General features: G+C 53.9%; 17 protein-coding genes. 9 read left to right on the top strand and 8 right to left on the bottom strand.

Features of this window, described 5'->3' with window-relative positions; all coding sequences use genetic code 11:
* The first annotated feature begins 30 nt into the window (after positions 1-30).
* Complete coding sequence (locus A3L14_RS08130) at positions 31-1,260, top strand: phosphoglycerate kinase (protein WP_055429544.1); 1,230 nt, start codon at positions 31-33, stop codon at positions 1,258-1,260.
* Positions 1,261-1,262: 2 nt separating this feature from the next.
* Here A3L14_RS08130 and A3L14_RS08135 read toward each other — a convergent pair whose 3' ends face one another.
* The 4 genes from A3L14_RS08135 to A3L14_RS08150 form a co-directional block, all read right to left on the bottom strand.
* Positions 1,263-1,805 (bottom strand): hypothetical protein, encoded by a 543-nt coding sequence (locus A3L14_RS08135; RefSeq protein ID WP_055429545.1) that lies wholly within the window; start codon positions 1,803-1,805, stop codon positions 1,263-1,265.
* 70 nt (positions 1,806-1,875) lie between these two features.
* Complete coding sequence (locus A3L14_RS08140) at positions 1,876-2,640, bottom strand: ABC transporter permease (protein WP_055429546.1); 765 nt, start codon at positions 2,638-2,640, stop codon at positions 1,876-1,878.
* A gap of 5 nt (positions 2,641-2,645) precedes the next feature.
* On the bottom strand, positions 2,646-3,626 hold the full coding sequence (locus tag A3L14_RS08145) for an ATP-binding cassette domain-containing protein (RefSeq protein ID WP_055429547.1): 981 nt from the start codon (positions 3,624-3,626) through the stop codon (positions 2,646-2,648).
* 1 nt (position 3,627) lies between these two features.
* Positions 3,628-4,077, bottom strand: coding sequence for a PadR family transcriptional regulator (locus A3L14_RS08150; protein WP_055429548.1), 450 nt, complete (start codon positions 4,075-4,077; stop codon positions 3,628-3,630).
* 72 nt (positions 4,078-4,149) lie between these two features.
* On the opposite strand from A3L14_RS08150, the gene A3L14_RS08155 reads away from it, so the two are divergent.
* Positions 4,150-4,581 (top strand): DUF6849 domain-containing protein, encoded by a 432-nt coding sequence (locus A3L14_RS08155; protein WP_055429549.1) that lies wholly within the window; start codon positions 4,150-4,152, stop codon positions 4,579-4,581.
* On the top strand, positions 4,547-5,278 hold the full coding sequence (locus A3L14_RS08160) for an endonuclease III domain-containing protein (RefSeq protein ID WP_055429550.1): 732 nt from the start codon (positions 4,547-4,549) through the stop codon (positions 5,276-5,278). The genes A3L14_RS08155 and A3L14_RS08160 overlap by 35 nt, the downstream gene beginning before the upstream one ends.
* A 1-nt stretch (position 5,279) precedes the next feature.
* Here the strand turns inward: A3L14_RS08160 and A3L14_RS08165 are convergent, their stop codons facing one another.
* Positions 5,280-5,855, bottom strand: coding sequence for a potassium channel family protein (locus tag A3L14_RS08165; RefSeq protein ID WP_055429551.1), 576 nt, complete (start codon positions 5,853-5,855; stop codon positions 5,280-5,282).
* Positions 5,848-6,456: a potassium channel family protein gene (locus tag A3L14_RS08170; protein WP_055429552.1), complete on the bottom strand. Its 609-nt coding sequence runs from the start codon at positions 6,454-6,456 to the stop codon at positions 5,848-5,850. The genes A3L14_RS08165 and A3L14_RS08170 overlap by 8 nt, the downstream gene beginning before the upstream one ends.
* A 110-nt stretch (positions 6,457-6,566) precedes the next feature.
* Here A3L14_RS08170 and A3L14_RS08175 point away from each other — a divergent pair, with 110 nt between their 5' ends.
* The 6 genes from A3L14_RS08175 (at position 6,567) to A3L14_RS08200 (ending at position 12,729) form a co-directional block, all read left to right on the top strand.
* Complete coding sequence (locus tag A3L14_RS08175) at positions 6,567-7,196, top strand: IS607 family transposase (protein WP_055429553.1); 630 nt, start codon at positions 6,567-6,569, stop codon at positions 7,194-7,196.
* On the top strand, positions 7,193-8,440 hold the full coding sequence (locus A3L14_RS08180) for a transposase (RefSeq protein WP_232473311.1): 1,248 nt from the start codon (positions 7,193-7,195) through the stop codon (positions 8,438-8,440). The genes A3L14_RS08175 and A3L14_RS08180 overlap by 4 nt, the downstream gene beginning before the upstream one ends.
* 79 nt (positions 8,441-8,519) lie before the next feature.
* The gene (locus A3L14_RS08185) at positions 8,520-9,695 is read left to right on the top strand and encodes a magnesium transporter (protein ID WP_055429554.1); all 1,176 of its coding nucleotides are present in this window, start codon (positions 8,520-8,522) and stop codon (positions 9,693-9,695) included.
* A 1-nt stretch (position 9,696) separates the two neighbouring features.
* Positions 9,697-10,467, top strand: a complete 771-nt coding sequence (locus tag A3L14_RS08190) for a sugar phosphate isomerase/epimerase family protein (RefSeq protein WP_055429555.1) — start codon at positions 9,697-9,699, stop codon at positions 10,465-10,467.
* A 100-nt stretch (positions 10,468-10,567) separates the two neighbouring features.
* Complete coding sequence (locus A3L14_RS08195) at positions 10,568-11,986, top strand: acetate--CoA ligase family protein (RefSeq protein ID WP_055429556.1); 1,419 nt, start codon at positions 10,568-10,570, stop codon at positions 11,984-11,986.
* Positions 11,987-12,012: 26 nt separating this feature from the next.
* Entirely contained in the window at positions 12,013-12,729 is a 717-nt protein-coding gene (locus A3L14_RS08200) for an acetate--CoA ligase family protein (RefSeq protein ID WP_055429557.1), read from the top strand.
* Between the two features lie 56 nt (positions 12,730-12,785).
* Here the strand turns inward: A3L14_RS08200 and A3L14_RS08205 are convergent, their stop codons facing one another.
* A complete protein-coding gene (locus A3L14_RS08205) occupies positions 12,786-13,469 on the bottom strand; it encodes a DUF257 family protein (RefSeq protein WP_055429558.1) in 684 nt (227 codons plus the stop codon).
* 1 nt (position 13,470) lies between these two features.
* Positions 13,471-14,187, bottom strand: a complete 717-nt coding sequence (locus A3L14_RS08210) for a DUF257 family protein (protein ID WP_082432014.1) — start codon at positions 14,185-14,187, stop codon at positions 13,471-13,473.
* Positions 14,188-14,196 lie beyond the last annotated feature (9 nt).

A 14,196-nucleotide genomic window follows, 5' to 3' on the forward strand; every position in this document is an offset into this window, starting at 1 on the left:
GGTGAAATTTAACACCGCGATGGTGATGGAATGTTCAGGCTCACGGACTTCAGCTATCACGGCAAGACCGTTTTTTTGAGGGCCGACTTAAACTCTCCCGTCAAGGATGGGAGGATAATAAGCGACGCCAGATTCAGGGCGGTTCTCCCGACGATAATATACCTCCTTGAACACGGGGCAAAGGTCGTTATAGGCACCCACCAGAGCAAGCCATACAAGGGCGACTACATCACCACCGAAGAGCATGCTGAGATTCTGAGCCGTCTCCTTGGTCAGGAAGTTGAATACGTCGAGGACATCTTTGGTAATTACGCCCGCGAGAGGATAAAGGCGCTAAAACCCGGCGAGGCGCTCATGTTAGAAAACCTCCGTTTTTCAGCGGAGGAGGTTAAATACAAGCCCATTGAGGACTGCGAGAGGACTTTTTTCGTGAAGAAGCTGGCACCGCTCATAGACTACGTCGTGAACGATGCCTTTGCAGCCGCCCATCGAAGCCAGCCGTCCCTGGTGGGCTTTGCAAGGCTGAAGCCTATGATAATGGGGTTTCTAATGGAGAGGGAGGTCGAGGCGCTCACAAGGGCGTACGGGACCGGGGAGAAACCTAGGGTCTACGTCCTCGGTGGGGCAAAGGTGGACGACTCCCTAAGGGTTGCCGAGAACGTGCTGAGAAACGGCCGCGCCGACCTGATCCTCACCGGGGGGCTTGTTGCCCACGTCTTCACACTCGCCAAGGGCTTCCACATAGGTGATGCAAACCTGGAGTTCATGGCAAAGCGGGGCCTCCTTGAGCTCGTCGAGCGGGCGGAGGGGATACTGGACGAGTTCTATCCATACGTCAGGACGCCAGTGGATTTCGCCGTCGAGTACAGGGGGGAGCGCGTTGAGGTTGACCTGCTGGGCGGTGAGAAGAGTCTCTTCGACGAGCATCCGATACTCGACGTAGGGTCGAGGACGGTTGAAAAGTACCGCGAGGTGCTCATGAGGGCGAAGATAATAGTCGCCAACGGGCCGATGGGTGTCTTTGAGAGGGAGGAGTTCGCCGTTGGAACCGTCGGCGTGTTCAGGGCCATCGGGGAGAGCCCGGCCTTCAGCGTTGTTGGGGGCGGCCACAGCATAGCCAGCATATACCAGCACAACATCACCGGGATAAGCCACGTCTCAACCGGCGGCGGCGCGATGCTGAGCTTCTTCGCCGGCGAAAAGCTCCCCGTCCTGGAGGCGTTCAGAATAAGTTACGAGAAGTTCAGAGGAAAGGCATAGGTTCAATCTTTTTTCGTTTTCTCGTAGAGCCTCCTGTAGGACCCTCTGAACTGGAAAACCATTATGACCGCATAGAGCACCGCGAAGGACTTCAGGGGGAAGTGGCCGCCGAGAAAGTGATTCAGCAGGGATATAGTCCCCAGAACGGCAAGGTATGTTGTGAGAACGTCGAGGGCTGCCGCCAACGTTGCTCCGCGGCGGTACGCGAGCCACACCCAGAACGAGGAGTTGAGCATTACCAGCCAGCGGAGCCTGAGGGGTTCGTCCGGGGGAACTTCCACCGAGTAGGCGTCCCTCAGCATCTGCTTTCGGAAGGCAATGGCAAGTAGAACCGCAGCCACCATCAACGCAAAGGAGCCGATTACAAAGAACCCGCTGTCGAGGATTGCCCCGAAGGCCAGCATAACGACCCATGCGGTAAAAGTTAGGTAAACTGCCAGGGATTCCGGCGAGAGCCGTCCCTTCCTGAAGAGGTAGGTTGGATAGATGCCGAAGAAAGGGACGCCGACCATCAGCAGGATCGCGGCGGAGATCATATCATCCATTCCGCATCGAGGTTTTTGGAACTTGAAATATTAAAAAGGTTTCGATTGAAAATAGAAATAAGTACATCCCTCAGTCTATCGTCGCCTTTCTGAAGCCGAGGGCGGCAACTCCTGCGAACAGCGCGGCGAGGCCGGCTAGAACCACCCAGTCCGTGACTATCCCAAAGGCCGGCTCGACACCCGCGAGGTAGTAGCGGGAACCATCTACCGCATAGGTCAGCGGGTTTATCTTGGCCAGCCACTGCATCCACTCCGGCATAGTGCTTATCGGGTAGAACGCTCCGCTGAGGAAGGTCATCGGGAGCATTATCATGGTCACTATCATCTGGAAGCCTTCCATGCTCGTCATCTTGAGGGCTATGGCAACGCCCATGCCGGCTATCGCTATTCCGACGAGAAAGCTCATTCCAAGCGCTGGAAGGATTCCGCTCATGTTTAGGTCGGCCAGGAAAAAGCTGAGCACGAGGATTATGACCCCCTGTATCATGGCCATGAGCGCTCCTCCCGTGATTCTCCCGAGTATTGCCTCCGTTCTGCTGGCAGGGGCTACGAGAATCTCCTTAAGGAAGCCGAACTGCTTGTCCCAGATGAGGGTGATGCCCTGCATGAAGCTCATGTTGAAGACGGTCATCGCTACTATTCCCGGAACGAGGTAGGTCATGTAGTCAACGCCGCCGAATATCTGAGACGCAAAGGGGTTGTCGAAGACGCCGGCCCATCCCTTTCCGAAGAAGATGAGCCAGATGAGCGGGTTAATGAGGCTCCCTATAACTCTTGCGCGGGAGCGGGAAAAGCGCTTGAGCTCACGGTATATCATCGTGGCAAACACCTGCATGCAACTCACCTCCTCCTGGCCCGCATAATCATCTTTGCCACGTTCTGCTCGCCGCCCTCGTCCCTTATCTCTCTCCCCGTCAGGTGGAGGAAGACGTCGTTGAGGGTCGGTCTGTGGTAAGTTACCTCAAGTATTTTGACCCCGTTTCTCTCCGCGAGCTCAAAGAGCCTCGGCAGGGACTCCGCGGCGTTCTCAACGTCGAGCCTGACCCGCCCGTCCGGCAGGAGCCTGCACCCCCTGATAAAGTCCGCCTTGAGGCACTTCAGTTCCTCCCTTGCCTGGAGCTTCAGGTAGATAATGTCGCTCCCCACGAGCTTTTTCAGCTCTTCAGCCGTCCCCTCCGCTATTATCTTCCCGTGATCCATTATCGCTATCCTGTCGGCGAGTTGCTCGGCCTCGTCCATGTAGTGCGTGGTGAGGAATATCGTCATGTCCTGCTCCTCCTTCATGGCCCTGATGTAGTCCCAGATGTGCGCCCTCGTCTGCGGGTCGAGGCCTATCGTCGGCTCGTCGAGGAACAGGATTTCAGGCTCGTGGAGGAGCGAGCGCGCTATCTCAAGCCTCCTCTGCATCCCACCGGAGAAGAACTTGACGGGCCTGTCCCTGAACTCCCACAGCTCAACGAACTTGAGGAGGCGCTCGATTTTTTCCTTCAGTTCGTTTCCGCTCAGGCCGTATATCCTGCCGTGGATGAGCATGTTCTCGTAGGCGGTAAGTTCCCTATCAACGCTTGGATCCTGGAAGACTATCCCTATTTTCCTCCTCACAGCTATTGGCTCTTTAACAACGTCGTGGCCGGCTACGATGGCCCTTCCAGCGGTCGGCCGGAGCAGGGTCGTCAGGACGTGGACGGTGGTGGTCTTTCCCGCCCCGTTCGGCCCCAGGAAGGCGAATATCTCGCCCCTTTTGACCCTGAATGAAATCCCCTTGACGGCCTCGAAGTCGCCGTACTTTTTCACGAGGTCCTCAACTTCAATTGCGCTCATATCACTCGCCTCCAAGAAGGATCAGGCGCAACTCTCTGGCGCATCCGGTGAGGAGCTTCCGAATTTTCGTCTTCTGCTCCTCGGTCAGCTCATCAACCGACTCAAACAGCTCCCTGAAGGCGGCCTTCAGCTCGTCTCCCCCCAGTTCGAGGAAGACCCTGTAGGCGCGCATCCTGCGTTTGGCCTCTTCAAGCTCCCCCGTGTGTTCCTCAAGATACTTCCGGCCCTTCTCCGTTATGACGTAGGCCTTTCTGTCCCTCGCTCCCGTTCCGGCGACTTTGATGAGGCCGCTCCTCCTCAGGGAGGAGAGTATCGGATACACGGTTCCGGCGCTCAGCCTTATTCCGTACAGCCTCTCCAGCTCGGACATTATCCCATATCCGTGCTTTGGTTCCCTGAGAAGGTTGAGGATGAGAACTTTCATATGTCCACGAAAGTTTGGACGCTCCATTTGCTTCACCGATATATCGGTCGATATGTCATCCTTATAAACCTTCCCTCCCACCTATCCAATGGTGGTAGCATGAAGCTGGTTCTTAAACCTCTATTTGAAGCAGAACTGCCGGCGGACTTCGAGGAACTCATACGGAGCAAGCTCATGGGGATGGAGGTCAGAACTGGAGAGGAGATTGAGGTAGACCTCCTTGGAAAGCCGCTGCGATTCAAGGTTCTCCTGGCTGAGCCCTCACCTCTGAAAGTCAGGGGAAACACGAGGATAGAGTTCTCAACCGGAAGCATGGAAGTGATAGATCTTGAGTTCGATGAGCCCGTTAAAGATGTGGTTCCCTTTGAGAAAGGATTCGTCATCCTGCTCGAAAGAAAGGTTCTGATTCTGAACCATAATGGGCAAAAGATTTATAGCGGTGAGTTCGATGACCTAAAAGGAGTTAGGGCCTCCAAAGGGACAGTGGTGATAATCCATGGCAGAAGCAAAATCAGGCTCGTTAAGCCTTGACATGTTCACCTTTGATGAAAGCTGGGAGGAGAAGAAAAAACGCGCGGAAAAGATCGTCGAGATTCTGATGGAAACTTACCCGAGGGAGAAGCTCCTCATCGGCGATCCATATAGAACGCTGATACACTGCATAATCTCCCAGCGCATGAGGGACGAGGTGACCTATAAAGTGTGGAGGGAGCTTTTCAGGAAATACGGGGATATTGAAAGGATAGCAGGAACGCCCGTCGAGGAGATGCAGGAGTTTTTGAGGAAGAACGGGGTCGGCCTCTGGAAGACCAAGGGCGAGTGGATTGTCAAGGCCTCGCGGATAATCCTCGAAGAATACGGCGGAAAGGTGCCGGACGACATTAAGGAACTTATGGAGCTCCCGGGGATCGGAAGGAAGTGTGCCAACATAGTTCTCGCTTATGGCTTTGGGAGGCAGGCCATACCCGTTGACACCCACGTGAACAGGATAAGCAAGCGCCTCGGCCTGGCCCCACCGAGGGTTCAGCCGGAGAAGGTCGAGGAGTACCTTGCAGAGCTAATCCCCTACGAGAAATGGATTTACGTCAACCACGCGATGGTCGACCACGGGAAGAGGATATGCAACCCGATAAGGCCGAAATGCAGCGAGTGTCCGCTGAGGGAACTGTGCCCCTACGCGAGGGGCCTGGTAACTGACGCAGATATAAAGGGAAATTCAAAGAAATAATTCACTCCTCTTCCACTTCCTCGCCGGCGAGCTTCCTCAGCTTGTCGAGGTCGGAACCGACGGCTATGAGAACGTCGCCTTCCTGTATTGTGTCGTTTCTTCCAGGGTTGTAGATGTACCTTGTCCCGCGCTTTATTGCCAGTATCCGGGTTCCTATTTTGCTTGGAAGTTTGAGCTGTTCGAGTGTCCTGCCGTGCAGAACGGAGCCACTGTGAACCGTCACCCTGCCGAGCTCCTCCTCGGTGTCCTCCATAATCTTTCTGATTATCGGGTGAGGCTCGACGTCGCGGAGGACGAGGTCGGATATCTTGTATGCCGCGTCGCTTATCTGCTCGTTTATTTCGGCCATATCTATGACGCTGAGAAGCTTTTCGGGATCATCCTCCTTCTTGGCGAGCCTCAGGGCGAGCCTTTTGACTTTGAGCGTAAGCTCGTCCATGCGCTCTTCGAGGAGGTAGACCTCCTCGGCTATGTCCTCGCTGTTGTACATGACGGAGGAGAACGCCAGGTCGACCATGAGGGATGAGAGGTCCTTCATCTCTATGAGGCAGTTCCTAATCTCCTCAAGCTCATTCATTGCCCATCACCTTTATGTTGCCCCTGGCTATCTCTTTGAGGTAGTCTATGGACGTGTTCGTGCCCCTGCCTATGAGTATGTCGCCGGGGAATATCTTGAAGTCCCCATCGGGGTCGAAAATCCAGCGCTTGCCTCTCCTCACTGCGACAATCCATACGCCGGTGTTGGTCGCGAGGTCAAGCTCCTCAAGAGTCCTGCCGACGAGCAGTGAGTCCGCCGAGACGTAGATTTTACCTATTATCTCCTCGCTCCCCAGTATCGCCTCGGTTATGACAGGGTGAAGCTCCACCCCCTCCAGAACCATCTTCGCCAGGTCGGCGGCCGCGTTGGACATGTCGTCTATGGCGTGCGCCATGTGGAGTATGGACGTTATCTGCTCCGCCTCCCTGGGTTTCCTCGCGGCCAGAACCGCGTGGACCATGAGGTGATAGTTGAGCAGGTCGAGGTACTCCTCAAGTTCAAGCACTTCCTCGGCCATCTCCTCCTCGTTGAAGAGTACCGAGGAGTACGCGAGGTCAACCATCAGCTCTGCGGTGTTCTTCATCTCAACGAATATGTCCTTGACGTTTTTTGGAACCTCGATTTCGTCCCACTCTTCCACCCGGCTCTCACCGATGGGGGAAAGATGGGAAATCTTATTTAGTTTTCGCCTTCGCTGACTGTTCTTTTTGAGCGGAATCTTTAAAAGTTTTTGTGATTAATTGTGAGTATATGGTAGTGAAGGAAAAACTCTACACTCTCAAACAGGCGAGTGAAATACTCGGAGTTCACCCAAAAACAATCCAGAAATGGGACAGAGAAGGGAAAATCAAAGTAGTCAGAACCCCTGGTGGGCGGAGAAGAATTCCAGAGAACGAAATCAAACGCCTTCTCGGAGAAACAACTGAAAACGGCATCATCATAGGCTACGCAAGAGTATCCAGCCACACACAAAAAGACGACTTGGAAAGTCAAATCGAGACGATAAGAGAGTATGCGAAAGAAAAAGGATGGCAAATCCAAATCCTCAAGGACATCGGCTCTGGATTAAACGAGAACAGGAAAAACTACCTTAAACTCCTCGAACTGGTCGCAAAAGGCGAAGTCTCGAAAGTCATCATCACTTGTCCAGATAGGCTCACCCGTTTTGGATTCAAAACGCTTGAATTCTTCTTCCAGCAACACGGGGCAGAGATAATCGCCATCAACGAGAAGGAAAAGTCGCCGAGGGAAGAACTCATTGAAGACTTGATTACAATAATCAGCCACTTTGCAGGAAAACTTTACGGGATGCGTTCCCCCAAATACAAAAAACTCAAGGAAGGCGCTAAGAAACTCATAGCGGAGGTTGAAAGCGAGTGAAAATCGTCCTCACATACAGAGTGAAGCACAATTGGGACGTTGAAAACCTCCTCATGGCCTATCGAAGACTACTCCAACAGGCGATTGATGAAATATGGGATAACACGGTTTGGAAGGAGAAGAGGGTGAAACACTGGTACTCAGTTGGAAAAGGAAAATACAAGTATTATGAGACGACACGATTAATCCCCTATTTCCCAAAATCCAGCGAGTTCAAGAGAGAACTGAGAAACAAACTCCTTCAAAACTGGTCTTTTGCAAAACACTACGTTGATTCGGCAATAAAAACCGCTTACTCAATCCTTGAGAGCTGGCGTCAGAATTACCTCAAAGGAAGAAGGAAGAGAAAGAAACCAGTTGTGAAGAGGAAGTTTGTTCGGGTCAAGACCACTCTTATGAAGGTTGAAGGCTCTAAAATCAGAATAACAATCAAACCGAGGGAAGAATACCTTGAACTCGACTTTTCTGGTGAGTGGTTCTACGAGAGGGTTAAGGGCTGGAAGGTTGGAGAGTTGGTAATCAGGGATAAGGACGTTTACCTGGCCTTCTCGGAAGAGGTTGAGTTCTCTGGAAAGATTAAAATTGGGATTGATAGCAACTTGCTCAGCCTCGACGTTTATCACCCTGAGAAGGGCTGGGTTAAGGTTGATTTGAGCGAACTTCACAGGATTTCGGAGACTTACGATAGGGTTATTGACAGACTCAAGAGCATCCAGCGGAAGGCCCCGAAGAGGATTGGTATGTTGTTGAAAAAGTATTGGGTGAGAAGAAGGAATAGAATCGAAGACTTTTTGAATAAACTCTCTGTTCAGCTCTCAAGGGAGTTTCCTGACACTATCTTCGTCTTCGAGGACTTGAACAAGTTCAAAATGCTGGAGAACGGTTCGAAGAGGTTTAATCGGAAGCTCTCCCGCGCCACTTGGGGTAAGATTGTTCGGAAACTTTCTTACCGTGTTCCAATCGAGTTTGTTAATCCCGCCGGCACTTCCTCCACCTGCCCGAAGTGTGGGAATAAGTTAGAGTCCCGAAACGGGCTGGTGGTTTGCAAGTGTGGTTTTAAATCGGACAGGCAGTTCCTTGGTGCATTTAATGTTTTCGTGCGGGGACTTGGGGTCGCCCTGAGTGGGGGTGAGGCCCGTGATTTACTCCCCAATGAACCCGGAGGGGAGTTGAGGCTGATGAGCCCCAAGTCCGTCGTGAGTGTAGACTTGAACGGGAGGACGTTAACTCCCACTCCACCCTAAAACTCACGACAGACAGACCCCTTCGAAAAGTTTAATACCAGCGGGGGGAACATTTGTGGGGTGAAGGGCATGGAGAGTGATGGCAGTGACGGTTCAGGAATTCATGGGGCGGGTGAAGCACGCCTACAGGGTTTCGCTGCCGTCGCTGGTCATTTCGCTGGTCATAGGGTTCTTCGGCGGCACGTTTCTGGGTAAGTACCTGGACAAGATCAGCCTGGAGTATCCAGGGCTCCTGATAATCCTCCCGGGCATGATGGGCCTGCGCGGAAACGTCTTCGGCTCGATGGCGTCCCGCTTCTCCACGATGCTGTACCTCGGTGACCTTGAACCGTCCTTGAGGGAGAAAAAGGTTTTGAAGAACATAGTCATCGCGATGATGCTCTCCCTGATCCCTGTGACCGTCCTGTGGGCCGTTGGCGTGATACAGGGGGTAAGGTACCACGCCCTTGACATCCTACTCATAGTCGTCAGTTCGACCATTCTGGTGTCCATCATCCTCGGCTACTTCACGGGCTTTGTGACGATATTCGCGTTCAGGAGGGACGTTGACCCGGACAGCATGGCCGCACCCCTCGTGGCCTCTGTCGGAGACCTGCTGACTATACCTTCCCTCATATCCTTCATCCTCCTGATAGAGGCATCAAGGAAGATGTTCTGGCTCGGAAATGCGGCCCTGATTGCGGTGTTTCTCCTTCTGATCATGGTCTCCAGGGTGAGAAAGGCGGAGGTTCTGGAGTTCCGGGAGCTATTCGCGACCGTGACCGCCCTGGCCCTCCTTTCCCTCGTCTCCGGCTTCACCCTCCAGCGCTTCAGCGGAGTGATAAGTGCCTCCGTACTCCTCGGGTTTGCGTACCCGTCTATCCTGAGCTCCTTCGGGAACTACGGCTCAATAATAGCGGCGAAGACCTCAACAGCGCTCCACCTCGGTGAGGTCGAGGGATACCTCTCGAAGGAGCCGTTCATGGAGATGGCATCTCTCCTCCTGACTGCGCCCATCGTGGGCGTTCTGATAAATGTTTTCGGCGCTGTTGTAGTGTATCTAGTAACGGGCGTCCGGATCGGCCCCTTTTATCCGCTCATTATTAGCTACCCCCTCATGGTGCTCTTTATAATGCTGTACTCCTACACTATATCTTACTTCCTCTTCCAGAGGGACATAGACCCCGACAGCGTGGCCATCCCGCTCATCTCGAACAACAGCGATATATTCGGGACGATTTACGTCGTCATAATAGCGAAGATGATGGTGGGCTGATATGCTCGGCATATCCATGACGGCATACGGTGGAAAGAGCCTCAAGGGCTTTGAGCGGTGGGTGGAGCGGGCCAAGAGTCTCGGGCTTGGTTTCATAGAGGTGGTGAGCGAGTGGCCACACTACCTGACGAGGGAAACCCTCCCCGTCTTTCGAGATGCCCTTCACTCCTATGGACTGAGAGTGAGTGTCCATGCCCCCTTCAGCGACATCAACATAGGCTCCTTCAACGACAGGATAAGGGAAGCATCCCTTGGTATAATACGGGAGACCATAGAACTGGCCGCGGAGCTGGAGGCTACCTCAGTCACCATTCATCCCGGTCACTGTTCTCCAGTAAGCATGAAAAACAGGCGGAAATACCTCGAAATGCACAGGGAGTCCCTCAGAATGATCGCCAGATGGAGCAGCGAGTACGGCATCAAAGTTGGGGTCGAGAACATGCCGTACTTTCCCATCCTGGACGCCCAGACGTGTGAAAGGCTCCGGGAGCTGGTGGAGGGTATCGAGATAGGGGTGACTTTCGACGTCGGGCACATGAACACGACCACGGGGAAATTCGAGCGTTTCCTCGATGTCCTTGGGGAGAGGATGATCCACGTCCACCTCCACGACAACTCTGGAAGAAAAGACGAGCACCTCGCGCTGGGAGACGGAACTGTCCCCTGGGCCAAGGTGCTCCCAAGGCTTCCGAAGACGACCTGGGCGCTTGAAGTCGGCGACATTGAATCTGCCCGGAGAAGCCTCGAATTTTTGAAAAAATTACACTGGTGAACTTTTCAGTCCATCGGCGTCCAGTTTTTACAAAACGCAACTCTTTTATACATTTAAACTGAAGTTCTTGCGAGAAGCAGTTTCTGGCGGAGGGATACCCATGGTGGAAAAGATAGTTGAGGACATGCGGCCCTTCTTCGACCCGAAGGCAGTCGCTATCATCGGTGCAACCAACAAGAAGGGTAAGGTTGGAAACGTCATTTTTGAGAACTTCAGGATGAACAAGGAGAGGGGCATCTTCAGGGGCAACATCTATCCTGTGAACCCCAAGCTCAACGAGATTGACGGATACAAGGTCTACAAGAGCGTTGAGGAGCTCCCGGAGGACACAGACCTGGCGGTCATTTCAATCCCGGCACCGTTCGTTCCAGATACAATGAGGCAGATAGCGAAGAAGGGAATAAAGTCCGTCATAATCATCACCGGTGGCTTCGGTGAGCTCGGAGAAGAGGGCAAGAAGCTGGAGCGCGAGATACTTGAGATAGCCCGCGAGAACGGGATAAGGGTTATCGGCCCCAACTGTGTCGGTGTCTACGTCCCGGACACCGGCGTCGATACAGTCTTCCTGCCCGAGAGCAAGATGGACAGGCCGAAGAGCGGGCCCATCGCTTTCGTCAGCCAGAGCGGGGCGTTTGCAGCTGCGATGCTCGACTGGGCAGCAATGGCTGGCATAGGCATAGGAAAGATGGTCAGCTACGGCAACAAGCTCGACGTTGACGACGCAGACCTTATGGACTACTTCATCCACGACGACTCGATAAAAGTCGTCACATTCTACATAGAGGGCGTTAAAGACGGCAGGAAGTTTATCGAGAGCGCCAAGAGGGTAACCAAGGTCAAGCCGGTCATAGCCCTCAAGAGCGGAAGGACGGAGTACGGTGCCAAGGCGGCCTCTTCCCACACCGGCTCCCTGGCCGGAGCCGACACGATTTACGACGCCGTCTTCAAGCAGACTGGAGTCATCCGCGCCGAGGACTTCGAGCACATGTTCGACCTGGCTAAGGCCTTTGCGGCACTTAAAGACAAGCTCCCGAGGGGCGACAGGATAGGCATCATTACCGACGGCGGTGGAGCGGGTGTCATGGCCAGCGACGCCGTTGCCAAGTTCGGCCTCAAGATGGCCGACCTCAGCGAAGAGACGCTAAAGTTCCTCAGGGAGAACTTCCCGCCGCACGCCGTTGCCGGCAACCCGACCGACGTCGTCGGCGACACCGACGCTGAGCGCTATAGGATAGCCATCGAGGGCTTCGTGAACGACCCGAACGTTGACGCTGTCCTCGTCATAGTCCTCTTCCAGGTCCCGCTCCTTGAGGAGGAGAAGATAATCGACATCCTCGCCGAGTACCAGAAGAAGAGCGACAAACCGATAGTTGCGGTTGCAATGGGGGGTAAGAAGACAGACTATTATGCAAAGATGCTTGAGGACAGGGGGGTCCCGGTTTACCCGACCCCTGAAAGGGGTGTCCGCGCTTTGGCGGGCCTTGTCAAATATGCTGAATACCTCAGGAGGGGCGCTTAGCCCCTTAATCTTTCGGTGGTGGTACCATGAAGGAGGAAGCCCTTAAAGTTATTAAGGAAGTTTTGGCCTCCGGCAGGACTTCGCTCGTCGAGTACGAGGCAAAGAAAGTTTTGAAAGCCTACGGCCTTCCCGTTCCGGAGGAAAAGCTCGCAAAGACGCTTGATGATGCACTCCGCTATGCGGAAGAGATCGGCTATCCCGTCGCCATGAAACTGATGTCCCCGCAGATTCTCCACAAGAGCGACGCGAAAGTTGTCCTTCTCAACATAAAGACCCCCGAGGAGCTGAAGGAGAAGTGGGATCTCATCCACGAGAACGCGCGCAAATACCGCCCTGATGCAGAGATCCTCGGTGTCCTCATAGCCCCGATGCTGGAGGTCGGAAGGGAGGTAATCATAGGCGTCACCGAGGACCCGCAGTTCGGGCATGCAATAATGTTTGGCCTCGGTGGAATCTTCGTGGAGGTTCTCAAGGACGTCACCTTCCGCATAGTGCCAATAACCGAGCGCGATGCGAGAAAGATGATCCAGGAGATAAAGAGCTATCCGATTCTCGCGGGGGCGCGTGGTGAGGAGCCGGCCGACATAGACGCCATAGTCAACCTCCTCCTCAAGGTCAGCGAGCTCGTCGATGACCTAAGGGACTACATCAAGGAGATGGACCTCAACCCCGTCTTCGTCTACGAGAAAGGTGAGGGTGCCGTTGTGGTTGATGCAAGGATAATCGTAAAGGAATCTCAGTGAGCCCTTTTCTTTTTAAATTGTATCCAAAAAGGCGCCGGCAGGGCCGGCTACCTTGGTCAGTCGCCTGAAACGGACTGCAGGTATCCAACAAGCTCATCTGCGTCTATCGAGAACCTCTTCCCGCACTTTTTGACGTTGGGAGACTTTATGACCTCCATGATCAGCCTTGAGTCCTTGAACTCCAGCCGGAAAACCCTCGTCGCCAGCTCCCTTATGTCCTCAAGGGTGCTCTCCTCCAAGAGGTCCCTGTTGACGAAGGTGACCTTTATCCTGTCCTCCGCCCCGAGGGAGGGGGCGCCCGTCGTACGCCACACTGTTGACGCAGGGAGGTCTGACCTGACGTTTATCATCTTTTCGATTCCCAACATAATTATCATCTTCAGTCCGGGAATGCTGGCCAGCGCGTCCTCGTATTCCCTGCTCCAGACTGGGGCCGGTTTGAGTATGCTTATCCTCCTGAGGACGTTTCCAACGGGAATGGTTCCACCAAACTTGATGACCGGCAGATCCTCAATCCACCCGGCAGGGATCCCCATTATCTCAAGGTGGGCCCGGATCACGTGGAGCTGGTCAAGGACGTCGCTGACGACGACCTTCATTCCCTCTCTGGCCATCAGGAGAGGCAGGGAAACAGCCAGGTGTATCGGGTCGCGGGAGGCATACTCCACGACGACCGCTTCACCGGGTCTGATGTTTCGGATGCTCTCAACGGCCTCGGGCACGCTTCTCTTTGTGACCACTTCACTCACCCCCTGAGGTCAGGCGCTCCCGGAGAGCGCACGGGTCGAGCTGTATCTCGGCACCATACTCCTCAAAGTATATGGACTTGACGACCCTTATCGTGAGCTTGCCGCAGTCTATCCTCGTCTCAAGTACGCGGGTTGATATCTCCTCGACCTCCTTCAGTCCCCTGCGGGACACACGCTTCCTGTTTATGAAGACCACGCCCCTGCTGTATGGGTTCCCGACCAGGGGCCTGGTGATTCCGGCGAAGAACTCCTCCATTTTGGCAGGATCCCTCTCAAGGAGCTGAAGCAGTTCAGACGTTCCCACAACGACCCTGATGAAAGGGGCCTCACCGAACTCATCATGTATCCTCCTGAGACCCTTCATGAGCTGTCTCTTGAATACGGCGATCTCCGCTGTCTCCTTTACCCTCGAAAGAACCTTGCCCGTGTCTATCTTTCCCCCCACTTTGAGGACAGGAATCTCATTTAGGGAAGATGTATCGAGGCCGGCGAACGTCAGCTGGCTCTTCATGACGTGGAACCCGTCGAGGATATCAACAACAATTACGGGCACACCCCTGCTCCTCGCATACTCAGTGATTACCTGAAAAAGCAGGTACACGGGCTCTCTGGATGTGTATTCCACAAGAACCAGCTCTCCCGGCCGTATCATGTCAGCGTAATCGAACACCAGATTCTCAAGAAATTCCCCCATCTGCAATCCCCCCATGAGAATTTT

Origin of the sequence: Thermococcus thioreducens, from assembly GCF_002214545.1 — an archaeon.
GTDB lineage: Archaea > Methanobacteriota_B > Thermococci > Thermococcales > Thermococcaceae > Thermococcus > Thermococcus thioreducens.